At 60.6% G+C, this 26,505-nt stretch carries 21 protein-coding genes; 13 read left to right on the top strand and 8 right to left on the bottom strand.

All coding sequences use genetic code 11. The annotated features are described in order from the left end of the window. Window positions 1–9: 9 nt before the first annotated feature. Genes ACQKI2_RS09195 through ACQKI2_RS09185 form a run of 3 tightly spaced genes read left to right on the top strand, consistent with a single transcriptional unit; the run spans window position 10 to window position 3,360 of the window. Window positions 10–405: a nuclear transport factor 2 family protein gene (locus ACQKI2_RS09195; RefSeq protein ID WP_427379526.1), complete on the top strand. Its 396-nt coding sequence runs from the start codon at window positions 10–12 to the stop codon at window positions 403–405. Window positions 406–418: 13 nt separating this feature from the next. Next, complete coding sequence (locus ACQKI2_RS09190) at window positions 419–1,849, top strand: NAD(P)/FAD-dependent oxidoreductase (protein WP_427379400.1); 1,431 nt, start codon at window positions 419–421, stop codon at window positions 1,847–1,849. Continuing rightward, on the top strand, window positions 1,846–3,360 hold the full coding sequence (locus ACQKI2_RS09185) for an aldehyde dehydrogenase family protein (RefSeq protein ID WP_427379399.1): 1,515 nt from the start codon (window positions 1,846–1,848) through the stop codon (window positions 3,358–3,360). The genes ACQKI2_RS09190 and ACQKI2_RS09185 overlap by 4 nt, the downstream gene beginning before the upstream one ends. 45 nt (window positions 3,361–3,405) lie before the next feature. Here the strand turns inward: ACQKI2_RS09185 and ACQKI2_RS09180 are convergent, their stop codons facing one another. Further along, window positions 3,406–5,166 carry an amidohydrolase gene (locus ACQKI2_RS09180; RefSeq protein ID WP_427379398.1) on the bottom strand — a complete coding sequence of 587 codons (1,761 nt, stop codon included), beginning with the start codon at window positions 5,164–5,166 and terminating at the stop codon, window positions 3,406–3,408. A 776-nt stretch (window positions 5,167–5,942) separates the two neighbouring features. Here ACQKI2_RS09180 and ACQKI2_RS09175 point away from each other — a divergent pair. The 5 genes from ACQKI2_RS09175 to ACQKI2_RS09155 all read left to right on the top strand — a co-directional run bounded on the left by ACQKI2_RS09175 (window position 5,943) and on the right by ACQKI2_RS09155 (window position 13,094). Then, a complete protein-coding gene (locus ACQKI2_RS09175; protein ID WP_427379397.1) occupies window positions 5,943–6,278 on the top strand; it encodes a hypothetical protein in 336 nt (111 codons plus the stop codon). Between the two features lie 71 nt (window positions 6,279–6,349). Continuing rightward, entirely contained in the window at window positions 6,350–7,642 is a 1,293-nt protein-coding gene (locus ACQKI2_RS09170) for a TolC family protein (RefSeq protein WP_427379396.1), read from the top strand. Beyond that, a complete protein-coding gene (locus tag ACQKI2_RS09165) occupies window positions 7,639–8,931 on the top strand; it encodes an efflux RND transporter periplasmic adaptor subunit (RefSeq protein ID WP_427379395.1) in 1,293 nt (430 codons plus the stop codon). The genes ACQKI2_RS09170 and ACQKI2_RS09165 overlap by 4 nt, the downstream gene beginning before the upstream one ends. Before the next feature lie 12 nt (window positions 8,932–8,943). Continuing rightward, on the top strand, window positions 8,944–12,120 hold the full coding sequence (locus tag ACQKI2_RS09160) for an efflux RND transporter permease subunit (protein ID WP_427379394.1): 3,177 nt from the start codon (window positions 8,944–8,946) through the stop codon (window positions 12,118–12,120). A gap of 347 nt (window positions 12,121–12,467) precedes the next feature. Continuing rightward, window positions 12,468–13,094 (top strand): S41 family peptidase, encoded by a 627-nt coding sequence (locus tag ACQKI2_RS09155; RefSeq protein WP_427379525.1) that lies wholly within the window; start codon window positions 12,468–12,470, stop codon window positions 13,092–13,094. Window positions 13,095–13,140: 46 nt separating this feature from the next. On the opposite strand, the gene ACQKI2_RS09150 is transcribed toward ACQKI2_RS09155, so the two are convergent. The 4 genes from ACQKI2_RS09150 to ACQKI2_RS09135 form a co-directional block, all read right to left on the bottom strand. Next, complete coding sequence (locus ACQKI2_RS09150; protein WP_427379393.1) at window positions 13,141–13,632, bottom strand: hypothetical protein; 492 nt, start codon at window positions 13,630–13,632, stop codon at window positions 13,141–13,143. Between the two features lie 104 nt (window positions 13,633–13,736). Further along, window positions 13,737–15,572 carry a PepSY domain-containing protein gene (locus ACQKI2_RS09145; RefSeq protein ID WP_427379392.1) on the bottom strand — a complete coding sequence of 612 codons (1,836 nt, stop codon included), beginning with the start codon at window positions 15,570–15,572 and terminating at the stop codon, window positions 13,737–13,739. Next, entirely contained in the window at window positions 15,569–16,276 is a 708-nt protein-coding gene (locus ACQKI2_RS09140; protein ID WP_427379391.1) for a hypothetical protein, read from the bottom strand. The genes ACQKI2_RS09145 and ACQKI2_RS09140 overlap by 4 nt, the downstream gene beginning before the upstream one ends. Before the next feature lie 49 nt (window positions 16,277–16,325). Continuing rightward, complete coding sequence (locus tag ACQKI2_RS09135; RefSeq protein WP_427379390.1) at window positions 16,326–18,989, bottom strand: TonB-dependent receptor; 2,664 nt, start codon at window positions 18,987–18,989, stop codon at window positions 16,326–16,328. 319 nt (window positions 18,990–19,308) lie between these two features. Between ACQKI2_RS09135 and ACQKI2_RS09130 the strand changes: the two genes are divergently transcribed. From ACQKI2_RS09130 to ACQKI2_RS09120, 3 genes are read left to right on the top strand one after another with little or no spacing between them, the layout of a single operon-like run. Then, on the top strand, window positions 19,309–19,593 hold the full coding sequence (locus tag ACQKI2_RS09130; protein WP_427379389.1) for a hypothetical protein: 285 nt from the start codon (window positions 19,309–19,311) through the stop codon (window positions 19,591–19,593). Next, window positions 19,590–20,033, top strand: coding sequence for a Spy/CpxP family protein refolding chaperone (locus ACQKI2_RS09125; RefSeq protein ID WP_427379388.1), 444 nt, complete (start codon window positions 19,590–19,592; stop codon window positions 20,031–20,033). Before ACQKI2_RS09130 ends, ACQKI2_RS09125 begins: the two co-directional genes overlap by 4 nt. Next, entirely contained in the window at window positions 20,030–20,608 is a 579-nt protein-coding gene (locus ACQKI2_RS09120; protein WP_427379387.1) for an RNA polymerase sigma factor, read from the top strand. The genes ACQKI2_RS09125 and ACQKI2_RS09120 overlap by 4 nt, the downstream gene beginning before the upstream one ends. A gap of 37 nt (window positions 20,609–20,645) precedes the next feature. Here ACQKI2_RS09120 and ACQKI2_RS09115 read toward each other — a convergent pair whose 3' ends face one another. From ACQKI2_RS09115 to ACQKI2_RS09105, 3 genes are read right to left on the bottom strand one after another with little or no spacing between them, the layout of a single operon-like run. Next, the gene (locus tag ACQKI2_RS09115) at window positions 20,646–21,041 is read right to left on the bottom strand and encodes a copper resistance CopC family protein (RefSeq protein ID WP_427379386.1); all 396 of its coding nucleotides are present in this window, start codon (window positions 21,039–21,041) and stop codon (window positions 20,646–20,648) included. Window positions 21,042–21,061: 20 nt separating this feature from the next. Beyond that, window positions 21,062–22,399 (bottom strand): multicopper oxidase family protein, encoded by a 1,338-nt coding sequence (locus tag ACQKI2_RS09110; RefSeq protein WP_427379385.1) that lies wholly within the window; start codon window positions 22,397–22,399, stop codon window positions 21,062–21,064. Next, a complete protein-coding gene (locus tag ACQKI2_RS09105) occupies window positions 22,396–23,850 on the bottom strand; it encodes a TolC family protein (RefSeq protein ID WP_427379384.1) in 1,455 nt (484 codons plus the stop codon). The genes ACQKI2_RS09110 and ACQKI2_RS09105 overlap by 4 nt, the downstream gene beginning before the upstream one ends. A gap of 406 nt (window positions 23,851–24,256) precedes the next feature. Between ACQKI2_RS09105 and ACQKI2_RS09100 the strand changes: the two genes are divergently transcribed. Together ACQKI2_RS09100 and ACQKI2_RS09095 are read left to right on the top strand one after the other, a co-directional pair. Then, window positions 24,257–25,468: an aspartate aminotransferase family protein gene (locus ACQKI2_RS09100; protein WP_427379383.1), complete on the top strand. Its 1,212-nt coding sequence runs from the start codon at window positions 24,257–24,259 to the stop codon at window positions 25,466–25,468. Continuing rightward, window positions 25,465–26,505, top strand: a complete 1,041-nt coding sequence (locus ACQKI2_RS09095; protein ID WP_427379382.1) for an arginine N-succinyltransferase — start codon at window positions 25,465–25,467, stop codon at window positions 26,503–26,505. The genes ACQKI2_RS09100 and ACQKI2_RS09095 overlap by 4 nt, the downstream gene beginning before the upstream one ends.

Below are 26,505 nucleotides of genomic sequence, written 5' to 3'. Positions count from 1 at the left end.
GTACATGTGATGCCTGAACCTCTGACGACCGAAACACTCCGATCCGTATTCGATGCCTTCAACCGGCACGACATTTCCGGAGTAATGAAACCCTTTGCCAATAATTGCGTCTTTTTCCCTGTCGCAGGCCCTCTGGTCTGCGGCGCGCGGATCGAAGGCACCGCTGCCATCGCCGCCGCCTTTGTCAAAGTCTGGACCGACATGCCGGATGCGCAGTGGAAGGAGCATCGACACTTTCTGGCCGGTGACCGCGCGGTGTCCGAGTGGCTGTTCGTCGGGACGAATGCCGAGGGCATGCGCATCGAAGCTGAAGGCGCAGACCTGTTCACGCACAGTGACGGACTGATCACGGTGAAGCAGGCTTTCCGCAAATCCCGCCCTCCCTTCAAAGTCAATGCAAGCTGAAGGGTGAATGTAAATGTCTACCTTCTCAGAACTGAGCAGCTATGATCCCCAATACGATCCGCTTCGCCAGGCTATACCCGGCCATGGCAGCGCGTATGCGCCCACATACTGGATCGCAACTGCGGGCCCACCACCGGAGGACGATGGTCCAGTCACGGCCAATATTGATGCAGACGTCGTTATTATTGGATCGGGCTATACAGGGCTTTCCTGCGCCATTCATCTGGCCAGAGAGCATGGCGTCAAGGCCGTCGTGCTCGAGGCAAATGGGGTTGCCTGGGGGTGCTCTACACGCAATGGCGGGCAGGCACAGCTTTCGGCGGGCCGCCTCAAACGGTCGGAGTGGATTCAGCGTTGGGGCTTGGAGACCGCGCAAGCGATGCACACCGAGATGCTCGCAGCGTTTGCCCGTTTCCGGGATCTTATCAGCGATGATCTGATAGACTGCGATCCTCAGGAAGGCGGCCACTACTACATCGCTCACACGCCCGCCCGGCTTCCTGCAATGGCGGCGGAGACGCACCTGTTCAACGAGACGTTCGGATACGGCGCACGCATGCTTTCGGCCGACGAACTCAAAGCGGACCATGTGGGCGATCACGAAGCGCACGGCGCTATGTGGGAACCCGACGGCGTCGGCATACACGCGGCAAAACTGGCCTTCGGATACCTGAGGCTCGCGCGCAGTCTCGGTGCCAGAGTACATACCAGCAGCCCTGTGACCGGCTGGTCAGAACACGCAGGCAAACAGGTGCTCCACACGCCGGGCGGAACGGTCACCGCGAGGAAGGTATGTGTCGCCACCGGCGGCTACACATCACAGCACCTGCACAACCGCACACGCAACCGGCTGCTTCCAATCCTGTCTAATTCCATCGTTACACGGCCATTGACTGCCTCAGAGCTCGCCGATTGTAACATCAGGGTCCGCTCGCCCCTCACCGACACACGCATATTGAGGCACTATTACCGCCTTCTGCCGTGCGGTCGTTTTCAGATCGGCAGCCGGAGCGCCATCACCGGGAAAGGCGCGCCAGACGCTGTGCACCTCAATGTGCTGAAACAGGGCATGGTTCGAAAGTTCCCGGCGCTTGCCGGCATCGAACTCGACTATTCCTGGTGGGGATGGGTCGATGTCAGCCATGACATGATGCCTCGCATTTTCCAGCCGGAGCGCAGCAAGGACATTTTCTACGCGATAGGGTATGGTGGCAACGGCGTCATGTATTCCGCGCAGGCAGGCTATCATCTGGCCAATCTTACGATGGGCAAAACGGAGGGAATGGACCTTCCAATTTTCAAGTCCGCCCTGCCCCATTTCGGCCCCCTCTCACCATTCCGGCGGATCGGACAACGCCTTTCATATGTGTGGTACGGACTGAAGGACAACCCAGGCAGGATCGCCGAGACGACCCCGTCAGACAAGCAAGGTGGCGCGCAATGAGTTTAAGTATTGGGCCTTTCCCCGATGCCGGGGCAAACCCTCAGGAATCCGCGCGGCAATGGATCAATCTGATCGGCACGGCCAATCTTGCCGGCGGCAAGCTGTTGCCGGCAAGCGGCGCCCTGTCAGTCCTCAACCCGGCCACTCTCGAAACGCTTGGCCTGGCGGCAGCCAGTGATGCCGGCGATGTCGCATGTGCGGTGGAGGCAGCGCACGCCGCACGCGGCCAGTGGGCGCATACACCCGCTCGCGAACGCGGCCGCCTGATTGCAGAAGCCGGCCGCCTGATCCGTGAACATGCCGAAACACTATCGGTTCTTCTTGCCATGGAAACCGGAAAGGCTCTGCGTACGGAGTGCCGGGGCGAACTCTCTGTTGCTTCAGATCTTGCCATTTTCTATGGCGGCCTCGGTTCGGAACTCAAAGGCCAGACAATCCCCTTTGATCCAGCGGTCCTCGCGGTTACGATGCGTGAACCTCTAGGGGTGGTAGCCGCGATCCTGCCCTGGAATGTACCTCTGGTACTCATGATGCTGAAGATCGCGCCGGCCCTGGTCGCTGGCAACACAGTCGTCGTTAAGGCATCCGAAGAAGCGCCATTTGCGACAATTGCCGCCTGCCTCCTGATGAACTCTCTGCTGCCGCCGGGTGTCGTCAATGTAGTCTGCGGCACGGGCACTGCCTGCGGCGCGGCATTGTGCGATCATGAGCATGTTGCAAAGATCACATTCACCGGATCGGAAGCGGCAGGTGAACTGGTGTATCAAGCCGGCGCGCGCCGGATTATCCCTGTCAGCCTTGAACTTGGCGGCAAGAGCCCGATGATCGTGTGCGACGACGCGGACGTCGAGAAAGCCGTCAAAGGAGCGGTCAACGGCATGCGCTTCACACGCCAGGGGCAGAGTTGCACGGCAGCAAGCCGCATCTATGTGCACAACACCATCTTCACACGTTTTGTCGAAGACCTGAAACTGTCACTCGACCGGCTGGTCATTGGCGATCCGCTGAATGAGGCGGTGGATATTGGCACAGTAATCTCCGAAAAACAGATTGCGACCATTTCGCGCTATGTCGAGATCGCGGAGGCCACTGAGGGCGTGGAAATAATCCGGTGCTCACATCTTCCAACCGCCCGGCACCTGTCCCCCAAGCTGTTCATGCAGCCGACGCTTGTCATTGACCCACCGCCCAACAGCCCCCTGGTTCAGGAAGAGATCTTTGGTCCTGTAACCTGCATCATTCCCTGGACGGACTATGAGCAGGTGATCGAAGCGGCCAACAGCACGCATTACGGGCTGGCCGCCACCGTGTGGACCAATTCCCTGGCCATCGCGCTGGATGCAACCCGGCGCATCAATGCCGGATATGTACAGGTCAACCAGAACCTGACGATCCAGCCAAATCTAAGCTATGGTGGATTTGGCAGGTCCGGGCTGGGGCGTGAAGCATCTCTGGAAGCGATGGTGGAACATTTCACACGCAGCAAAACGATCGCGATATCAATGTCCTGAAACGCCGGCGCCGCCCCTTGAGAGCGGCGCCGCGATCATATCCTGTCATTCAAAGTCCGGATTGACGTAGACAGACTTGCCGCGGGCAATGGTTTCGACAATCGCAACTTCGCCCAAGGCGTCGGGATCTATGAGGAGCGGATCGGTCTCGAGAACTACCAGGTCGGCGCGTTTGCCCGTTGTGATCGATCCCTTGCTGTCTTCCTCGAAATACTGATAGGCCCCGCCCATCGTCAGAGCATAGAGCGCTTCATATGCCGTGACGCGCTGCTCCTCGCCCAGCACGACGCCGCTGCGGGTTTTCCGCGTTACCGTAATTTCGGCCAACCGCATTGACATGGGCGGGATCACCGGCGCGTCATTATGGATTGTGAAATGAATACCCCGGTTGATCGCAGATCGAAGCGGGCTGATCCTTGATGCCCGCTCGGGACCAAAAATAACCTTGTGCCAGTCGCCCCAGAAAAAGGGGTGGGCGGAATAAAATGATGGTACGACCCCGAGGTCTGCCACACGATCCAACTGATCTTCCCGGATCAGTTGCGCATGGATGATGACCGCGCGGTGATCCGGGAGTTTCTCTTCCCCTGCAACAGCTGATTCAACACCGTCCAGCATCATGTCGATCGCCGCGTCACCGTTGGCATGCGACAGGGTCGGAACCCCATTGTCGAGGCATTCATCAATCTTGCTGAAATAATACCCTGCTTCAATGGCCGGGTAGGCACGATAGTCGGCGCCTTTCCCCTCCGGAGGCAGAGCGTAGGGCTGCGTCAGGAATGCGGTCCGTCCTTGCGGCGATCCGTCAATCATGAACTTCACGCCGCCAACCCTGACACCCCTTTCATATTGCGCTTCGTAGAAATTTTCCTGGGTGCAGGCGATAGCGCCCGTCATGATGGGATAAAGGACGATATCAATCGGAAAAACCGCCTTCGCCGACAGCCCCTTAAGCGCGCCGACGACGGCTGGCGAGCTGCCACCATCCTGAACCGTCGTGAACCCCTGGGCCGCATAAACCTGCACGGCCGCATTGACCTGCTTTTCAAACGCTTCGGGTGAAGCCTCAAGCATATATTGACGCAGAGGATAGGTCGCCGTCTCTTCAAGCACGCCGTTTGGCTCTCCCGAAGCATAGCGCTGTATGTGGCCGCCTGCTGGCTCGGGCGTTTCTGCAGTGATGCCGGCAATCTCCAGCGCCTTGCTGTTGGTCGCCATAAGGTGCCCTGACACATGAAGCAGGACGATCGGATGCTCGGTCGATACCTTGTCGAGATCCTGCCGTGTCGGATGGCGCTGATCCGCCAACAGAGAGTCATCATACCCATAACCCAAAACCCAGGTTCCCGGGGTGATCTGTTCGGCAGTGATCTTCTCGCTTAGTTTCTCCAGAATATCCGCGACGGTTTCAGACGTTCCGACCGGGGGAGAGGCAAGGTTCGCCATCAGCGTTGTCGCGCCCACAAATGGAAGATGGCTGTGCGTATCAATGAACCCCGGCAGGAGTGCGCGTTCCCCAAGCTCCACGACGCGGGTTCCCTCGCCCCGCATTGCCAGGACCGCATTGCGAGCCCCCGTTGCAGCAATGGTATCACCGACAACTGCCACGGCCTCGATACTCGAGCCGTCCATCGGGATTATGTGATTGCCGAGGAAGATGATGTCTGCAACGGGCTGTTTACCGGTCGCCTCATTGCCTGGCACCGGCGCCCCCGGCGCAGAACAGTTTGAGGCGGCAGTGAGCAGGAACGCTGCAGCTGCGGTTCTGATCCGGTTCGGGCGCGGGACGGAGACAGGAGGGAACATCAGAGGGCATCCGTTTTTCTGGCGGGGTTTGAAGACTCGCAGAAGTATGGCTGTCACCGCCACCCATTGGAAAGGGGGAAGCGGCCGTTGGACCGTGCGAATACGCTTCACTGGCTTAAGTGGTCTGCCTCCGGAAAAGTGGTCCAGTATTTGAGTTAGTCGCGGCTTCGATTGAACTTGACCCCATTCCTGGACCACCCGACCCGAGAAAATCCCGGCTGATTTGCTCATTTGAGGCGTGCGACTCAATTTTGGTCCGCAGGCGCACTTTTATTCCCCGGAGCAATTGAACAGAGCATTACCCCGCCGGATGGGGGAAGCCGACAGGCCCGGCATTCAGACTTTTGTGCAGACCCATCTACAAGGTCCATCGCCGGGGCCTGCGGGAAAGTAACCCCTCGGTATCGGGCAAGCCTTCGCCCTGGGCCTAAGGGGTGTTGTTGAGCGGGAAATACGGATGAACCCAACCCCGTCAGTAGGTGGAGGGTGTCGCCCGAGGGCGCATTCCGGATCCTCAGGACATCGGATGTCGGGCAGCCTGCTCGCCAGCTTTCTGGGGGAACAATTCCGCTTTGAGGCGACGTTGCTCACAGGCGCGGGTTTCGCACGGTTTGGGCAGAGCGTCATTCCAGTCGTGAGAAACTCCCCTCCCGGCAGAAACCCCGCCCTCGATATGGAATAATATTACGCAAAATCAAAAGGATGCGTCATTTCGGCAGGAAAGTCATAATGACTTTGCAGGAAAAACGGCTAATGAAGTAGCGATGATAAAGGTCATGCGCCGCCTGCTCAGCCGGATCATGCCCCTGCTCCTGGCAGGTGCATTCATGGCCTTGCCGGCAAGTACAGCGCCGGTCTGCGACCCGCATGCACATTACGCCTGCGCGCCCCTGCATATGGAATTGTACGACACCCCATATGCCGGATTGCACGATCCGGTCTCCCACGAGCATGGTCTTCACGTGCATGGCAGCTGCCATGTGCCGATGACCCGGCCGGAAGCGTTTGAACTTTCCACACTGATCGATAAAGACAGCGTCTCCTGGCCCTTCAATGACCATAAGGCTCGCTCTGGCGCCGCTGTAGCATTGGAACGCCCTCCCAGGACCTGATCCCTTCCAGGGCATGTGCGCAACTGCGTGCATATGCCGGGTAACAGCATCAGGTTTGGGAAAAGAACTCCATGAAACTCAAATATTTGAGCGCGTTCTGCGCGCTCGCTGCAGCGTCCGGCGTCCTCCCGGCGGCAGCAGAGACCTGCCCGCGAAACAGCGCGTCAGCAACAATTTATCTGTCATCTGACGAAGCAGTTCAGCGCGCGCTTGCCGCCGACCTCAGGCCAGCAGCTGCCCGCGCGGGTGTTGCCACGGCGCGCTCGGAACGCGCCATTGCCGCCCTCCCGCCAGCGGACACGATCACTATCGACTATGAAAACTTCCCCGGTCTGGGCCTGGGCAGCGAGATCGACAATCTTGAAGTCACGGCGACCTTTAACCGGGTCTGGGAGCGCGGCGGCAAACGCAATGCCCGCATTGCACTTGCTGAGACGAGCGTCATCCTCGCAGAAGCGGAGATTGCCATCAGTGTCGCAGACGTCGCGCACGAAGTGCAGACCCTCTATGTTGAACTCGCGATCACTTTGGAACGCCTTGCGCTCGCTGAGGATCGGCTGGAGGCGGCTCAGGCAGCTGAACGCGTGATCGGTCATCGGGTGGCAGCCGCCCGCGATCCCCTGCTGGCGGGAGCCCGCGCCCGCGCTGATGCCCTCACGGCTGAAAGCGAGGCCATGCGGCTTGCGGCGCTTGCCGATGAACTCAAGGCAGCGCTTTGGGACCATTTTGCAACCCCGCCAGATGATCAGGTATTTGAGGTCGATCTGTGTGGTTTGTCCGCGAAAAGCAGCCACGCGCCGCACACGCTCGATGCCAGCCAGTCTCCAGAACTCGCGCGCCTGAGCGCAGCCCGCCGACAGGCAGACACCGCTCTGCGTCTTGCAGAAGCCGAGCGTGTCGCCGACATCACCTGGAGCGCCGGCACGCGGAAAATGGGAATTGATGAAAGCCTTGCCGTGATCGGCGGCGTCTCGATCCCTCTGGGAGCGGCCTCCCGCGCGGCCCCGCTCGAGCAGAAAGCCGCATCTGTCCGCCGCCAGACCGAAGCGCAGGCGGATGCCTTTCGTCAGAATCTGTTGCGGGAAAGCGCCCGCCTCGAACGGGCAGCGCTGAACGCGCTTGAGGCCGTTAAAGGGCTGGAGGGTGGCGCGATCCCGGAAGCCGAGCGCTCGGTTGAGCTGGCCAACGACGGCTATGCTCGCGGCGCCTTCTCCTATCTCGATGTACTCGATGCGCAGCGCCTCCTCTTTGATCTGCGCGACAAGCGGCTCGATCTGATCCGAACCTACCATCTTTCCGAAGCTGCCCTCGCGCGCCTCCACGCCGCGAACCTGCCTGCTTCTCTCCAGGAGTCCTCCCGATGAAACGCTCTGCTTCCCTTCTTGCCGCAAGCCTTGCCGCGCTTCTCCTTGCAGGCGCGCTTTCAGCCTGCGGCGCATCCTCTGCGCCCTCGAGGTCAAACGACCAGGAGCATTCGGAAACCGGAGTACATGGCGGGCATGATGACCATAGTCATGATGAGGCTGAACCCAAAAAAGGCCCTCATGGCGGGCGCCTTCTGGAGGACGGCGACTTCGCGCTGGAGGTCACACTCTTTGAAAGCGGGGCAGCGCCGCAATACAGGATCTATCCCACCCTGTCCGGCAAGTCCATTGATCCGTCCTCAGTTGATCTGGCAATCACGCTCTCGCGTCTCGGCGGCAAGCGGGATGTATTCCGGTTCAGCCCCGAAGCTGACTATCTCAGGGGCGACGGCGTCGTTGGCGAGCCACACTCCTTTGATGTCGAAGTCGAGGCTTCGCGCGGCGCGAAGCCTTACAGATGGACATACGAATCCTATGAAGGGCGCACGACCATTGTCGGCGACTTTGCCGCCGAGGCGGGCGTAAAGACAGAGCCAGCTGGTCCCGCAGTGATCCGTCAGCGCGTGGACCTTTCCGGAACCATCCAGCTGACCCCCTCTGCGCGCGCTGACGTTCGCGCCGTCTACCCGGGCCGCGTCCTCAGGGTCACACGCACAGTCGGCGACATGGTTCGCAAAGGCGAAGCGCTCGCGCAGGTCGAAAACTCCAGCAGCCTTCAGACCTACCTCGTGAATGCCCCAATATCCGGCACAATCCTTGAGCGCCGCACCAATGAAGGGGACGTAACCGGAAGTGAGCCTCTGTTTGTCATTGCCGATACGGGCGCCGTACAGGCCGAGTTGCATGTATTTCCGAAGGATGCGGCGCGGGTACAGGCAGGCCAGTCCGTCGAGGTACGCCTGGCAGGTGGTGATCTGACAGCCACCGGAAAGATCGACAACTTCCTGCCACTTGCCGAACGTGGCACCCAGTCCCTGATCGCCCGTGTGCCGCTGCCGCGTGAGAGCGGTTTCCGGCCTGGCATGCGCGTAACCGCTTCCGCCGAGGTCGCTTCTACCGAAGTCCCTCTGGCCGTGCGCGAGAGCGCGCTTCAGCGTTTCCGCGACTTCACGGTCGTCTTTGCCAGACATGGCGACACCTATGAAGTCCGTATGCTCGATCTGGGCCGGCGCGATGGCGAATTCGTCGAAGTGCTCGGGGGTATCGATCCTGGCGAAGCCTATGTCACAGCCAATTCGTTCCTGATCAAGGCCGACATCGAAAAATCCGGCGCAAGCCACGACCATTAGAGGTTCACAATCATGCTTGAACGGATAATTTTCATTTCGATTGCCCAGAGATGGGTCGTACTCGCCATTGTGGCCGGGCTCGCGGCACTGGGCATCTACAACTTCCAGCGCCTGCCCATCGACGCTGTTCCCGACATCACCAATGTGCAGGTCCAGATCAACTCGGAAGCCCCCGGTTATTCGCCGCTCGAAACTGAGCAACGCATCACCTTCCCCATCGAATCCGCCATCGCGGGCATTCCCAGCCTCGACTATACCCGCTCAATCTCGCGTTATGGCCTCAGCCAGGTGACCGTGGTGTTTGAAGATGGCACCGACATCTACCGCGCGCGCCAGCTTGTGTCGGAGCGGGTCCAATCTGTACGGGACGCGCTGCCGCCGGGCGTCACCCCACAGCTTGGCCCGATCGCCACGGGTCTCGGGGAAATCTACATGTATGTTCTGTCGGCCGAGCCCGGCGCCACCATGTCCGACGGCACGCCGTGGAACGCGATGGAACTCCGTACCCTGAATGACTGGGTCATTCTTCCGCAACTGCGCGGCGTCAAGGGCGTCACCGAAGTCAACACCATCGGCGGATACAGGAAAGAAATCCACATCATCCCGGATCCCCCGGCCCTGTCAGCCTTCAGCCTGAGGCTCGAAGATGTGCTTGATGCGCTGGCACGCAACAATGCCAATGTCGGCGCAGGCTATATCGAACGCAACGGCGAGCAGAATCTCGTGCGCGTTCCCGGACAGGCGTCGGCCCTTGAAGACCTGCGGCAGATTGTGGTTCGCGACCTTGGCGCCACTTCGGTGCGGATCGCCGATATCGCCTCTGTGGAAACTGGCAAAGAACTCCGCACTGGCGCCGCGACACAGAACGGCGAAGAGATCGTTCTGGGCACAGCCTTCATGCTGGCCGGTGAGAACAGCCGGACTGTCTCGCAGGCAGTGGATGCCAGGCTCGAAGCCATCCGGCCGGGCCTGCCGGAGGGTGTCTCGCTCACAACAGTCTATGATCGCACGGCGCTTGTGGACCGCACCATTGCGACTGTGGAGAAAAACCTGGTCGAAGGGGCCCTCCTCGTCATCGTCATCCTGTTCTTCCTGCTCGGAAACATCCGGGCAGCGATCCTGACGGCGCTGGTGATTCCCCTCTCGATGCTGATGACCATCACGGGCATGGTGGAAAACCGCGTCTCGGGCAACCTTATGAGCCTCGGCGCGCTCGACTTCGGCCTGATCGTGGATGGCGCCGTGATCATTGTCGAAAACTGCCTCCGGCGGTTTGGAATGGCGCAGCACTCGCTGGGAAGACTACTCACCCGCGAAGAACGCTTCGATGTCGCCGCGTCCGCAACGGCCGAAGTCATCAAGCCATCGATCTTCGGTATAATCATCATCACGGTGGTTTATCTGCCAATCTTTGCCCTGACAGGCATTGAAGGCAAAATGTTCCATCCGATGGCCCTGACTGTTGTGATGGCACTGACCGCCGCCCTAATCCTTTCACTGACTTTCGTACCTGCGGCGGTCGCGCTGTTGATCCGGGGCAAGGTCGAGGAAAAGGAAAGCTTTGTCATGCGCAGCGCCGGCCGGCTCTACCGGCCGGCGCTGGAGGCGGCGATCCGCTACCCCGCAGTGCCCGTCCTTGCAGCCCTGCTTCTCGTGGCAGGGGCGGGTTATGGCGCCACGCGGCTTGGCTCGGAGTTCATTCCGAACCTTGATGAAGGCGACATCGCCCTCCACGCCATGCGCATTCCCGGAACCAGCCTCACACAGGCGGTGGGGATGCAGGCTCAGCTGGAAAAGCGCCTCGGGGCGTTCCCGGAAGTGGAGCGGATTTTCACCAAAATCGGCACGGCCGAAATCGCGACCGATCCGATGCCGCCTAACGTGGCCGACACATATGTGATCCTCAAGGGCCGCAGCGACTGGCCCGACCCGAAAAGGCGCAAGGCAGATCTGGTCGCAGCGATGCAGGCCGCAGCCGAACAGATCCCAGGAAACAATTATGAGTTCACCCAGCCCATTCAGATGCGATTTAACGAACTTATCTCCGGCGTGCGCAGCGATGTAGCGGTGAAGATCTACGGTGATGACCTCGACCTGCTGTTTGAAACGGCCGAGCAGGTGGAAGCGACCGCTTCGGCAATTCCCGGCGTGCAGGATCTCAGGATCGAGCAGATCACCGGTCTCCCGGTCCTGTCGGTGATGCCTGACCGCGACGCGCTCGCCAGGTACGGTCTCAGTGTGACCGATGTTCAGGATGTCGTCTCGACGGCGCTTGCCGGCACAGTCGCCGGCCAGCTGTTCGAAGGCGACCGCCGGTTCGATATCGTTGTCCGCTTCCCGGAAGCGCTTCGGGGGGATATCCGGGCCATCGAGCGCCTGCCGGTTCCCCTGCCGGAGTCGCGCCTGTCCGAAGATGGCGTCACCTTCCTGCCCCTCAGCGAGCTTGCGGCTGTCGAGGTCGTCATGGGCCCTAACCAGATCAGCCGTGAGAATGCCAAGCGGCGGATCGTGGTGACAGCAAACGTCCGGGGCCGCGATCTTGGCTCATTTGTGGAGGAGCTTCAGGCGTCTGTCGCAACCAATGTCGCTGCTCCGCCCGGTTACTGGATCGAGTATGGCGGCACGTTCGAGCAGCTGGTGTCGGCCAGCAACCGGCTCGCCATCGTTGTCCCGGTCGCGCTCCTGCTCATCCTGGGTCTGTTGATGATGCTGTTCGGCACGGCGCGTGATGCCCTGATTGTGTTCTCCGGTGTCCCCCTCGCCCTGACGGGCGGCGTCGCTGCTCTGGCCCTCAGGGACATGCCGCTCTCTATCTCTGCAGGCGTGGGATTCATCGCCCTGTCAGGCGTGGCCGTACTCAACGGCGTCGTGATGCTCAGCTTCATCAAGGCCAGGCGCGGAGCGGGCATGGATCTCGTGGCGGCCATCCGTGAGGGAGCCGCAGAGCGATTGCGGCCAGTCCTGATGACCGCCCTCGTCGCAAGTCTCGGCTTTGTGCCTATGGCGTTCAATGTCGGTGCGGGCAGCGAAGTCCAGAGGCCTTTGGCCACGGTGGTGATCGGCGGTATCGTCTCTTCAACGCTCCTTACCCTGATTGTTCTGCCGGCGCTATACCGGATCATGCATGGCATCCGGCGCAGGGACCGGGCCGGGAATGGACCGGCCGCAATCCCGGCTCAGGCAGAATGACAAGCTCTGCCTGATCGCAGACGCAGCCGTATCCGGCATCATTGTCTCGCCCTCCCGGACGTGGATTCCGGCCGTATCGGTATGCGATGTATCAGTCTGGCGACTCCCGCGCCCTTCGCAGGAACTGCTCAATTGCCTGCGCGATGATCTGGCCTGCCCCCGCCCCGGTGGGATGACAAAGCGCGCGCTGGATTACCTGCAGCTACAGCCATCGAGCCCATTTCCTTCATGACGCCTCAAACGAACCCCGTCCTGGCACATCATGATCGATAAAATACCCTTTTATTGATCACTCTCCCTGCATGATGTGATCGAAATAATGTGATTTTTCCGATTATCCAGAATGTATCCCATCACTCGAAGCTGGCGTCCCTGCTGTGCTGATCGATGTTCGGAGCAATCCCGGGGGCGACAACTCCTTCAGCGATCATATGGTCGCCTGGTTTGCCGATGAACCTTTTCGCTTTGCCTCGAACTTCCTTCTCCGCGTCAGCGCTCAAGCCACCGCTTCAAATGCACGCCGCCTGACGCCCGGCGACACGGGTTCGATCTCGGCGCAGTTTGCCGCCTTTGCAGAAGCCAAACCCGGCGACGTGGTCGACTTCGACCTTGGAGACACACAGCCGCGCGAAGGTCAGCGCTTTGAAGGCAAGGTGTATCTGCTGATCGACCGGCATTCCTACTCGAATACGGTGACGGTCGCCGCCCTCGCGCAGGACTATGGATTCGCCCGCATCCTCGGCGAAGAAACGTCTGATCGCGCCAGCACCTATGGCGCGATGGAGCAGTTCACGCTCTCCCGAACCGGCATCATCGTAAATTTTCCGAAGGCGCACATTATCCGGCCCGGCGGCAACGCCAATGCTCGCGGCGTCGTCCCGGATATCGCCATCAGGTCGCCTCTTGTCGCTGCAGAAGATGAAATGCTGAAAGAGGCGCTCGCCTCAATCCGTACGGATGCCGCCGGCGATTGAATTGAGCGCTCCGGCACGGCGCCGGTCCTACCCTCATGGATGTCCGTCAGCTCCAGGGGGGGTATGTTTGATATGCAGTCACGCGGAGATGCGGTCGGAGGCGCCCTGAAACGCACCCCTCATCAAACCGCGTCCTCAGCTCGCTGAACTGTTCCGGAGAAACAACAAAGGCCTCTTCTGCCCCGTCGGCCCGCCGCATGGCCCGCCCGTCTGCGCCCACCTGCCAGGCGGCCAGAATATTTCCCCAATAGCGATGTTCGATCCGCAACATACCGAGCGGCGGAATAACCGGGGCCACATACCGCGCCTTCCCCCATCCCTCCATCAACCGACAGGCCGTGTCCGCATTCTTCGCGAGCGGACGGTCGCCATCGGCATAGCAGAGCGTATGCATCTCAACCCGATGAACTTCCTCTCCGGCCAGCCGCCACACAATGTATCCGGGGCGTATATATTCAGAAGGGGAAGAACAGGTCAGCCCGCCAGCCTTCAGCGGTTCAAGCAGCGCTGCAATCTGGTCAAATTCTTCTGCAGTCAACCGGAAATGCAGATCCCGGCCGGCGGCAGCCCCCAATATGTAGGCCGCGCCTGAGATCAATCATATTGTCCGACTTCTGACAAACCGGAAAATTCAGCGCCGAGCTAAACACCAAAATCTTCGCATCGAATCCTGCTTCGTGGAATTCCCAGCGTCAACAGCATCTCTCTGGAAGCCTCAATCAGGGCGGGAGGACCGCAGATCAGAAATTCCGCGCCATCCAGGTTTCCGAGGTCCTTCGAAATCCCTCCTCTGGCAACCTCGTGAATAAAACCGCGCGGCCCCTTCCAGACATCCGCATCATCGGGCCCGTCAGAGACGGCGACGACCCAGTCAAACCCGGCCGCCGCCTCCTGGAGCTGGTCGAATTCTTCCCGATAGAGAATATCCTTCACTTGCCGCGCACCGTAAAATAACCGCACCGGACGTTTCTGTCCCTGCGGGGAATATTCATGCCGGATGATGGAGCGCAGCGGCGCCATCCCAGAACCGCCTCCGATCAGAACAAGCGAGCTGGCGTGTGCGGATGGAGCGAACCGTCCAAACGGCCCGCACAATCTTACGGCGTCCCCGGCAAGCAAGGAGAAGACATAGCTCGATCCACGCCCCCAGGGCGTCTCCACGCTGTAAGGGGACACAAGGCGAACGTTTAGCACCAAATCCCGGCCATGCTCATGCGGGGCGATCGCAATGGAATAAATTCTGCGTACCTCCTGTGCCCCGGAGGTCGTGATTTCTTCCGGCAGTTTCGACCAGCTGCAGAGCCATGCGTCTGGCAAGCCAGTTCGGTCCACCCGGATATCTCCGGGCGGCACAAGCAGCTGAACATACTGGCCGGCGACAAATGGCTGGTGGAGCGGCTGATCAAGCCGGATGCGGATCTCCTTGATGAAGGGCGCCAAAAACCGCACGCCAGTGATCTGCCCACTGATTATTTCATTGTCGATCACGCCGGCAGGCACTTCCACGTCTGCATCCGGGCGGACACGGTGCCTGCATGCCAGCCGCCACCCCTGTTCCAGGTCAGCTGCGGATATATGTTTCAGCTCATCCTTTCCTGCCCTGACCTCTGAGCCAAGCCGGATGACGCATTGCCCGCAGCTTCCCGCGCCGCCACAACTCGATGGCAGGTCCAAACCATTTCTGGCGAAGGCATCGAAGTAGGAAAGCCCCGGAGCGAAAGCGAGATTACTTACCTCCCTGCCCGGCGCCCGAACGGCGCCGACGACCGTATCCCCCCGCAGCCGCCGGAGGGCAGACCAGACGTCGAAATCACCCCTGCGGAAGCTCGAAAAGAGCAGGATGAAACCACTCACGGAAAGCCAGAGCGCTGCAAGTCCGGCAATAATCACCAGAGGATTGTTGAAATTGTCCCGGCCCACATAGTCCATCGTGTGGAGCATCCAGAACACATCGAACACGCGCCAGATATCGTTGCGCCGCTCCAGCACGAGGCCGGTGCTGGCGTCAATGTAAAGCGTGGTATGGCGGTCATCATCAAAGTTCACACGCCACACCGGCCCGGCATGCTTGCGCAGTTCTGTGAAGGGCGCGGTAAGCGGCTCTGCCGAAACCGGCTTGCCGGGACCGAAATAGTCTGTGGCCGCGGACGCCCGCGCCCGCTCTGCCGTAATTTCATAAGGAGCGCCGGTATATGCATCGAGCAGCGTAATGCCTGCAGGCGTCACGATATGATAGACGGGCCCGTCAGGACCATCGCGCAGCTCAACCGACTGCGCTCCTTCCACTGAGGTCCGGATGGCCGCCAGGGGCTGCACCTTGCGATCGAGCGCAGGGCGCGCGGCTTCGCTGCGACGGTCGCTGCCTTTGACCTGATGCATGCTCATGGCCGCCATGGCGAAACCGCTGAGCATCCAGAGCGTCATCTGAACCCCGACGATGAGACCCAGCCATTTGTGGAGCCACCGGAGGAAGATCATCGGGCTGCCTCCGGCCGCTTGCGGCCTCCCAACCGGTAGATCAACAGGCCCATGCCGGCCAGGGCACTGAAGAGGCCGATGGCGGTCATTATTCTGAGCAGCCAGTTGTCCATATCCGTGCGGTCTTTGTAGTCCATTATATGGAACATCCAGGCGATGTCGAAGCCGCGCCAGAGATTGTGGCGCCGCGACACGAACTGGCCGGTCTCAGCGGAATAGAAGAAGCTCGGCTGGTTCCAGCCTGCGAAATCTACGCGCCAGAGCGGCGGGGTCGCGTTCTGAATTTCCAGAGGCACGTCCTCCTCAATCAGCGAGACCGCGATGATTTCTGCGTCTCCGGCAAAATCTGTTCGCGCGACCCGGCGGACGGACTCCTCGGAGACGGGCGAAACCACCTTCCCCGTTTCAGCGCTGATGAGCGAATGGCGTTCGCCCATCACCTGATAGACAGGTTCGCCATCAAACATCGTGAGGCGGACATGATGGGCATCAGGATTTGCGAGCAGAACCAGTCCAGGATCGATGTCGATCCGTGCCCAGTCAATTTCCGCTGGCTGAACATCCGACATCATATGCTTGCCATGAATGATGGGAAGCGGGATCACAGTCATGTAGACCCCGCCCAGTGTCCATAAAACTGCCTGCACACCAATGATCAGTGTCGCCCATCTATGCATCTTTCGGAACAGGGTTACCGGCTTCATTCCCACCTCCCCAGTGGCGGCCGGGCGGGTTTCCCCGCCCGGCGATCCCTCAGAACCAGCGATAGTTGAGACGCATGTAGAACCGGCGCCCCATCAGATCGTACGTCATGGTATCGGTATTGGCGTCCGTCCAGCTTGCGATAAACGGGGCGCTTTCGTTGAACAGATTATCCACACCGAGCGATAGCGAGGCTTTCTCGGTAAGACGGTAAGTGCCCTGGACGTTGTGGTAGAACACGTTCGGCGTGCTATAGCCAATGGCGCCGGGCGCGGCGTTGAAGTCGGTCGCTTCGCCGATCCACTGCATCGTGTAGGCCGTCGACCATTTGTCCCCTGACAGGCTGAAGCTGCCGGAACCGCGCCACTCAGGAAAGCCGCCATTGCCCCCACCGATAAATCCATCGAACACCAGCGGGTCAGCGCCCGGAAAGGGCGTAACTTCATAGGTATCGAGGTAGGTGATGTTGGCGTTGAGACTGGCATCGAGGCCGCGAAGATCAAAACCGTAAATTGCGGCGAGATCGACCCCCGCCACCGTTTCACTACCGGTGTTCACCGGCTGGGCGGAAAGGTAGTTCACCTCGCCGGTCACCGGATTGCGCGTGAAATGGCTTGCACTGCAGAACGGATGGCTCAGGTTTTGGGAATTGTAGCAGACCGAAAGCTTGGTCGAGCCGGGGATAGAGCGGATCGCATCCTCGATCTCTATGCTGAAATAATCCGCCGTCAGCGTAAGGCCATTTGCGAACACGGGCTGCCAGACCACGCCTATCGTGTGAGACTCGGCGCTTTCCGGCTTCAGGTTCGGATTGGCGCCCGTCTGTGTAAGGATTGTATTTCCGAGCTGTACATAACCTGCCGGCACACCCGACGCGGCGCAGTTTTCCGCAATGACCGACCCTCCCGGCAGAGATGAATAACCGCTGCACGGATCAGTGGTCGTCAGGTTGCCCTCGCCGACACCTCCGAAGAGCTGGGGAACGCTGGGCACGCGGAATGCCGTGCCGAAGGTTGCCCGCGCGCGAACAGCAGGAGTGACCTGCCAGTCGAGACCCAGCTTGTAGTTGGTGTCACCGCCGAAGACATCGTAATCCGAATAGCGAATAGCGGCGTCCAGGGTGAGCTTCTCGACCAAGGGCAGATCGGCGAGCAACGGGGCGGAGACTTCGAGATAGACCTCGCTGGCGGCGATCTCGCCGGAGATCGGTTCCTGCTGGTTGGTGTTGGCGATGCCAAGTACTGTCAGCGGATCGGGATCACGCCAGCCCTTCTCCTTGCGGTAAACGCCGCCCAGCGCAAAGGCCAGCGCGCCGGCAGGAAGCTTGAACAGGTCGCCCGTGATATCTGCCGTCAGGCTGGTCTGCTCGTTGCCACCCGTGCCGCGCATCGTGAAGAAGATGTAGTCGAGCACTTCAGGCGTGAGATCGCCGTAGCCGAGATAGTCGCCACACGGGATCGCTGCGCCGGGCGTGCTGCTGCAGCGCGAAGTGTCAAGCGTTTCGGCGACACGCTGCTTGTTAGCAATGTTCGTTGATCCGTCTACGCCCGTATTGCGCCCGTAATTGGCAGCAACCTCCCAGGCCCAGCCATTCGCCAGGGTGCCATCAAGACCGGCAACGAAGCGCCAGGTATCGACATCCTGAAAGAAATACCGCGGGCCCTGCTCCAGAAGGCGGCGGCTTTCCAGAATAAGATTCTGTCCCGTCGGGTTCGTCGGATGGTCTGCTGCGATGGCAATGTTGGTCAGGCTGCCGGGGCTCGCGAGCTGTTCAGACTGGCGATTGGTGTAAAGGAATTCGGTGAACAGCCCGATCTCGTCGGTCAGGTTCAGCCGGCCGAACGAGGTGAAAGAGACACGCTCGATCGGGTTGACGGCGTTCAGGTACGGAAAGGAGGCGAAGTTGTGCGCGCCTGCTGAATAGGGCTCGTAGAAGTCACCGTCACCGCCGGGAACCTGATTGAAGTTGACCCGGGAGCCGTCCGCCAGAAGCGCGCGGCCGCCGATCGTTGCCGAGCTGCCATAGCATTCCAGGCTGCCACCGGCTTCCCGCAGGGAACAGGCTGCACGGTCGGCCATGTTGACGGCTTCAGTCTTCTGGTAGCTGATCGAGGCGTTCAAGCTGCCGCGATCTGAGACGATACCCCAGATGGCGTCGGCGTTGTATTCGGCGCCATCCCCCTCTGCCGTAATGCCGTAGCGTCCGCTGGTGTTGAAGCCTTCGAATTCCCGCGTGATGATGTTGACGACACCGGCAACGGCATCTGCGCCGTAAATCGCCGACGCACCGTCCTTCAGTACCTCGATACGCTCAATAACAGACACCGGGATAACTGACAGGTCGACCGAACTGTTTGCCCCCGTGCCCCCACTGACGACGCGGCGGCCATTCAGGAGGACCAGCGTGCGGTTAACCCCAAGTCCGCGCAGGTTCACCTGCGTCGTCCCGTAGCCGTTGGACGTCCAGTAGGCATTTGTCTGGTTGCCCGCAAATCCCGCCGTCGCAGGAAGACGCTCGAGCAGCTGCTCGATGGCGACCACACCGGTCATCTCGATCTGCGAACGGTCCATGACCGTTGCCGGCCCGAGTCCGGTAATGTCTTGTCTCTGGATTCGGCTCCCCGTGACCCGGACAGCCTCCATGGAGAGGGCGGATGTGTCAGCCTCAGCTTCCTGAGCGAAAGCCAAACCTGTTCCTCCACTTCCCGCAAGCATTGTTGCGGCAAGCAGTCTGGCAGTAATGCAATGCAATGTTTCTATCCTTCTTGAAGGATCCGCCAATCCTTATACGGACTCATGGCAGGATGAATTTGCATGTTTTCATGCGTCAAAAGATGGAATGACCCCTCCCAGGCGGCCACGGCTCACGCAGCACTGAATGTCCGCGTCAATAGGTGTACGTCCGGGTATGAGCCTTCCCTCACGCTTTTGTTACAAAATTGTCGGGTTTGACCGCAGGGCCTTACTCGCTGCACAATTTCTGAGGGGGCCGCGCTCCGGCAGCGTACTCAGTGAAGGAACACAGGATATTCGCATGACTGAGGTTGATCGCCTTCTGACCCGCCTTTCCGAAAGACCGGCAAGCTCTGACCTTTCCCAACTGGAGGCGGATGTATGGAACCGCATCGACGCAAAGCGCGAAAATTTCGCCATTGGACTGGTGCGTACGCTACCGCTGACGGCAACCGTCTTTGCCTTGCTGATGGGCTTTGCGACCGCAGTGGTCAGTACACCTTCCCAACAGGACTTCCATGATATGGCCGTTTTCTCGGCCAACACGCCGCTGGCCCCCTCAACGCTGCTTGCGAAACACTCATGATCCAGTCTGCCCGAACTTATCTCCTCGTCAGCTTCCTGCTGGCCGCCCTGGCGGGCACCGTTGCCGCCTGGTCTACGACCACCTATTTCGCCTCGCGCGATCAGGAACCCTCCCTGCATCAGATGATCCATCGGGATCTGCGGCTCACGAGCCAGCAACGTGCTCAGGTGGCGGAAATCGAAGCGCGTTATTCAGCTCAACGCCAAAGGCGGGAAAATGAGATGCGGGCCGCCAACGCCCGCCTCGCCGCCAGCATTGAGACAGATCGCCAGCTCAGCGCCGAAGTCCAGGCCGCCATCGAGGATTTCCACCTTGCCATGGGGGAGCTTCAGATGGAGACCATCCGATATGTCTTCGAAATCCGCGAGACACTTACCCCAGAGCAGCAGACAAGGTTTGACGCCACCGTCACGGCCTATCTGACCGAACAGGAATTGTGAGTCACGAACCTGCCGGACAGGATGCGGACCTCGTCCGCCGGGCACGCGCCGGAGAGGAGCGTGCCTACACCCTGTTGATGCGCCGGCACAAGGAAAGCCTCTATCGCTTCGCGCGCCGCTACACCGGGGACAGCGACGAAGCTTATGAGGTCGTCCAGCTGACCTTCATTTCTGCCTGGAAGGCTCTTGCCCGCTTCGACACGAACAGATCCTTCGACATCTGGCTGAGAGCAATTGCCCTCAACAAGTGCCGCGATACAGCCCGGCGGGCGAAAATCCGGAGCCTTGTTTTCGGGCCGCGCACCAGCCGGCTCGATGAGCCCGTGGATCCTGCATCCCCTCTTCCAGGTCCAGAGATCATCGCAGCAGAACGTGATGAGCTGCGCGCTGTGGAAGCCGCGATATTGCAGCTGCCGGACGGGCTCAAAGCGCCCCTCATCCTGACGGCGATGGAGGGCCTTTCAATGTCGGAAACTGCCGCAATCCTCGGTATGACAGCCAAGGCGGTCGAGAACCGCCTGTACCGGGCGCGGAAAGTTCTGGCGGACGCTCTGAAAACAGACCAGCGCCGTTAGAAAGCCGGGCCGATCCCGCAGGCCCGCCCCTGCCGGGTCATCGGACCGCAAATGTGAAGGAGCCGGTCATTTCGTGGTCGTCCGCGCCAGCGCGCCAGCTGACCTGGTAACCGCCCGGTTCCAGCGTTTCTTTGAGTGGGATCTCGACACGCTCCACCGGCTTTACCGGCAACTGCGCGTCGATCTCAATGCGCTCCATCCCCTCGGTCATCAGTTGCACGGATTTGGGAACCATAGGGTGCTCGAATTCGAGGACGAGTTTTTCCACCCTGCCTTTGACGATCTCTCCATTGGCCGGCACAGAGGCGGAAACGCCCTTCATGCCGCCATGTGACGTATGCGAACTGCCATGCCCATGCCCCTGGGCAATCGCGGGAACAGAAGTAAAGGCTACTACCGCAAGGCTGATCGCAATAATACGTGTACTAATCATCTGGTGTCTCCTGATTGTGATCATATGTCGATACCGTCCTTTTGGATCTCATCGGCGCGTGCGAGTCGCGCGGTTGTCTCTTCGGGTGCCTGATACCAGCCCGGATCTTCGTAGCTGGTAATTCCGGGGCGCACCTTCAGCAAAGTAAACATGCCGCCCATACCGATGTGATCGAAGGGGCCCTGTGCGCCCACCATCGGGATAGCATTGTCCGGGATACGCATATGGCCCATTTCGACATGCTTGCCATGGGCGGCCATGTCATTGCCGTCCATCGCCATATAGCCCGGGACCAGGTCGCCCACGAGGCCGGAGAAGGCGGACTGATCCACGCCCACCATATTCTCAAGGTCATGCCCCATCTGGTTCATCACATGGTGGGTCATATGGCAGTGAACCGCCCAGTCTCCGGGATTGTCCGCTACAAATTCAATCGTCCGTGCAGAACCGACAGGTATGAGGATCGTTGCCTCCGGCCAGCGGGCGGTCTCAGGGATCTCCCCCCCATCAGTGCCGACGACCTGAAACGTGTGGCCATGCAGGTGGAACGGATGATGGTCCATCGCCGAAAGGTTGGCCACGCGCATGCGTACCCGTTGATTCTGACGCACCACCATAGGCTCCGTGCCTGGAAACGCCCTGGCGTTGAAGGTCAGAATGTTAAAGTCAGTCATTTCGTTGGGATCGGGCCTGCGCGCACCGGGGCGAACCTTCCAGGTCGACAGCATGATGGCAAAGTCCCGGTCCACGCGGCGCTTCGGACGGCGCGGATGAATGATGAACATACCCATCATCCCCAGCGCCATCTGGGTCATCTCATCATGATGAGAATGATACATGTGGGTGCCGTGCTGCACGAGGGGAAACTCGTAGCGGAAGGTTTCGCCGGGCTGGATCAGGGGCTGGGAAAGCCCCCCGACACCGTCCATCCCCGAAGGCAGGATCAGGCCATGCCAGTGTATGGAGGTGGGCGCCCGCAGCCGGTTTGTCACATAAATGCGCACCCGGTCGCCTTCGACGGCCTCGATGGTGGGGCCGTGCACCCGTCCATTGAACCCCCAGCAGGTCGCCTTAAGGCCGTGCGCGAACTCATGCTGCACTTCTTCGGCAATCAGGTGGAACACCTTCACGCCGCCAGCGACCTTATAAGGCAACGTCGCCCCATTTGGTGTGATCACCGGCGTGTAGTCCTCGCCTGGGACGCCCGGGGGATAATTGCCCGGCTCAACTGTCCGGGCATGGTGGAACTGGTTGCCCGCAGTCTGCGCGGATGCTTTGCCCGCTGCCATACCAGCGCCTACCACGGCGAGTCCGGCGACTGTAAGGGCATCGCGCCTGCTGAGTCTGATCTTGCTCATCCGTGGTCGTGCCCCTGATGCTGATGGTGATCGGCCGGACTGTCTTCCGCCGGATTGTCATCCGACTGCGGATGCTCCTCTCCGTTTCCGGGAACCGCGCCGGACTCAAAGTCGCCGACGCGCACGTGCCGCTCCAGTTCCGCCCGTGCGCGCCAATAATCCGTCACGGCGTCCAGATAGTCGCGCCCCGCATCCACACGGTCACGGCGGGACTGCAGCAGTTCGAACATGCCGATCTGCATCGCGTTGAAGTCGCGCACCACGCCATCAAACACGTCTGCGGAAACCGGCAGGGAAACTTCACGGTGGAACAGGGCCAGAGCGCGCGCGCTTTCTGCGGTCTGGGCTGATGAGCGGATCTCTGCCAGGCTGTCGAGCCGCGCCTGGTACAGCGTCTGAAGAGCCTGGCGCATTTCAGACGCAACCCGCTGACGGCCCGCCACCCCCAGATCAACCGGCAAAGCCAGGCCAAGGCTGTAGGACTCGTCAGACCAGCTGCCATCGCGCTCAAATTCTGCGCCGAACTCCGCATCCCCTATCAGCGCTTCGATATTGCGCAGGCCGCGGCCTGCTGCCACCTGTCGCATATCCGCTTCGGCAGCTGCGACCTGAAGGCTGTCATTCATGGTCGCCCCGATCAGCCGCCCGGTATCCAGCGCCGCTTCTGCGGGTGCCGGCAGGCGTGAGACCAGCTGCAGCTTTTCCGCGCGTTCCTGCGTCAGGCCCAGTCTGGCGATCAGCCGTTCCCGCGTTGGCCCGACCTGCGCCTCGGCGCCCATGCGCTCTGCCGTCATCTGCGCGGCGAATTGCCTCTGACGGTCATAATCCACCCGCGCGATATTACCCGCCTCAAACATGGCTTCTGCCGCCAGCTGCGCCGCCTGCCCGGCCGCCTCCGCTTGCCGGTAAAGGTCGAGTGCCTGCACTGCGGCAATGTGCTCGATAAACGCGATGCGTACGTCTGCCGCGGCGTCTGCCAGGGCAGCAGCAGCGCGCGCCTGCGCCGCCTCCATCGCGGCCTTGCCCGCCCGCGCGCGCTGCGGCCAGAAGATCAGATCGAGAAGGGACGCAGATACGTCAAGGCTCAGGGTGTTTCCGCTGGCTGGCCTTGAAACTTCAAGAAAGGGCGCAGGTGGAAGCACAGAAGATATCAGATCGGCGCGCGCTATCCCCAGCACTTCAAGTTCGGCCTGCAGGCGGGGACTGGTGAGGAAGGCCACTGCCACCGCTTCATCCATTCCGACACGTTCTTCCAGCAGCCGGTCCGCTGCGGCGTCAGCCTCTGCCCGGCTCGCCTGGCTCCGCGTCCAAACAGGCGCCGCCCCTGTCCGCGCCTCAACCACCTTGCTGATGTCAGGGAAGCCTGCATCAGGCTGCACACTCGCGCAGGCCGACACCGTCAGCAGGAGTAAGCCAGGTCCGAGAACCCGTCTCTGACGGAGCGTCTTCATGGGCTGTCCTTCTCGTCGGGTGGGGCCTTGTTTACTGAGGATACGCGCCCCGGCGCGCCCTCCCTCAATTTATATGCAGCGGCCGTTCCGGCCGTGACATTCCGGGCCTTACAGGGTTGTTTAGCCAGCTCCACCGGCTGAGGCAGCGCCGGAAGGCACGTATAAAGCGTTCCGTCTATAGAAGCGCGCGGCCACTGCGCTGCTGCTGCGCTGCCTATATCGTCGCCCACCCTGGACCTGAGGGCGGCCTGGGGTTTCGGACGCCCAAACATCGCCGAAGGGGCATTCGAAAGAGGGCGCATGATGCATATTGCGAAAAGCCACCAGCAGATTGCTTAGAAATGCCCGCCAATTTCATCTGAGCTAATCCAGACGCGCTCTTGGATCCGCAACTCAGGACACCACGATGAACCGAAACAGTATTTTCCCGACATATTCCCCACCGGATATTCGATTCACCTCCGGTCAGGGCAGCTGGCTGACCGCTGCAAACGGACGGCGCTATCTGGATTTTATCGCTGGCATTTCCGTCAACACGCTCGGCCATGCCCATCCAGCACTCGTGGAGGCGCTTTACACCCAAGCCCGAAGCTTGTGGCACCTCAGCAATATGTTCGATGTACCCGGACAATCGGAACTGGCGGAGCGCTATTGTGATCTGACGTTTGCAGACCGGGTCTTCTTCACCAATTCTGGCGGTGAATCGGTGGAGTGCGCGTTGAAGAGCGCCCGCCGATATCATGCGGCAAACGGACGGCCTGATCGCATCGATGTAATCGGCTTTGAAGGCGCCTTTCACGGACGCTCCTACGCATCTGTCAACGCAGCGGGAAATCCGAAATACCTGGAAGGCTTCGGCCCACCGCTGCCCGGTTATGTCCAGGCGCCATTCGGCGATATGGACGCCCTTACGACGCTGGTGGGGCCTAACACCGCAGCGATTTTGATTGAGCCTGTCCAGGGCGAAGGCGGTCTGCGGGCCGCACCGCCGGACTACCTCGAGGCTATTCGTCGTCTCTGCAACGAGCACAGCGTGCTCCTGATCTATGATGAGGTGCAATGCGGCGCCGGGCGAACCGGGCAACTGTTCGCTCACCAATGGAGCGACAAGGCGGCACCCGATATCATGGCGGTCGCGAAAGGCGTTGGCGGCGGCTTTCCGCTGGGAATGTGCCTCGCTACAGAGGCTGTCGCCCGACACATGACGCCCGGCACACACGGGACAACTTATGGCGGGAACGCACTTGCCGTGGCTGTCGGCGCTGCCGTCCTCGATCAACTCTTGGCGGCCGGTTTCCTGGAAAGCGTGCGCGCCCGGTCTGAGCAACTCAGGAAGGGGCTTGATCGTCTGCGCGACCGATATCCGGCGCTCATCGCCGAGATCCGAGGAAAAGGCCTGCTTACGGGCTTTAAGATGAGCGGGATTACCAACACGGAGATGCGCGATTCCTTGCGGGACGGCGGACTGCTCGTTGGCGTTGCTGGCGACAATGTTGTCCGTCTCGCGCCGCCGCTGAACGTTCGTCCCGAAGAAATCGACGAAGCGATCGCCAGACTCGATTCCGGTCTTGCCCGATTTGACGCGACGGGCCGCCCGCTCGCCCGGACGCATTCATGAGGAAAGCGGCGGAATATGGCATCAGGCCCGTCTGCGCATCCGATATGGACGGCGTGCTTGCGCTCAGTATGCGCGCTGGGGCGGGGCTCACCAGCCTTCAGCCAGACGCCCGATTCATCGAGGCCCTGATCGGTAAAAGCGAAGCCTCCTTTGCGCAGCCGGCGCATTCGGAGAGCCAGGTGTTCCTGTTGATCATGGAGTCTTTCGAGACAGGCGACCTCGTCGGATGTGCAAGCGTGAAGACACGCGTCAGCACCGATGACTTTCTGTGTGCGGATTTTGAATGGCATGGCGACCGCCCGGGCGGTCCGGCTAACCTCGTCCTGAAGCGGACGCTCGCCGGATATACGGAAGTCGGCTCGCTCTTTCTGCGGGCAGATCACCGGGCGTCCGGCGCCGGGCGCTTTCTGGCGCGGGCGCGTTATATGCTGATGGGCGCACGTAAGCACCTATTCGACCGGCCCATTGTTGCGCAGCTTCGCGGCTGGAGTGATGCGGAAGGACGCGCCCCGTTCTATGAGAACGTCTGGCGGAACCGGCTTTCGATACCCTACCAGCAATGCGACGCACGCCTTGCCCGGGATGGCGCAAAGTTCATTCTCGACGCCTATGAAGGGCTTGAAATCGACATACGCACACTGAGCGTAGAAGCAGCGGCCGCCATCGGCCGCACACACCCGACCGCTTCAGGCGCCCTGTCGCTGCTTGAACAGGAGGGTTTCCGCTGCGCGAATCTGGTGGATCTGGCCGATGGCGGCCCCCTTCTGATTGCGACCATCGGCGCATTGCCGTGCTGGCAGACCGCCCGCCCCGTCGCGCTCGCGGTCTCTAAACCCGCCCCGACGGCCAGCCTTGCGATGCTCACCAACGCCTCGTTTGACGGATTCCGGGCCTGTGTCGGCGCGTTCACGGAAAGGCATGGGTCCGTAGCCTGTCCAGGCTATGTCGCGGACTTTCTCGCACCAGGCCGGCATCCAGTTCTCTTAACGGCAGGAACTCGCTCTGGCGTTCCGAATTGCCGCGCACAAAGCCACTAA

The organism is Hyphomonas sp. NPDC076881 (assembly GCF_050269995.1).
GTDB lineage: Bacteria > Pseudomonadota > Alphaproteobacteria > Caulobacterales > Hyphomonadaceae > Hyphomonas.
This window is presented reverse-complemented; position numbering and strand designations above follow the sequence as displayed.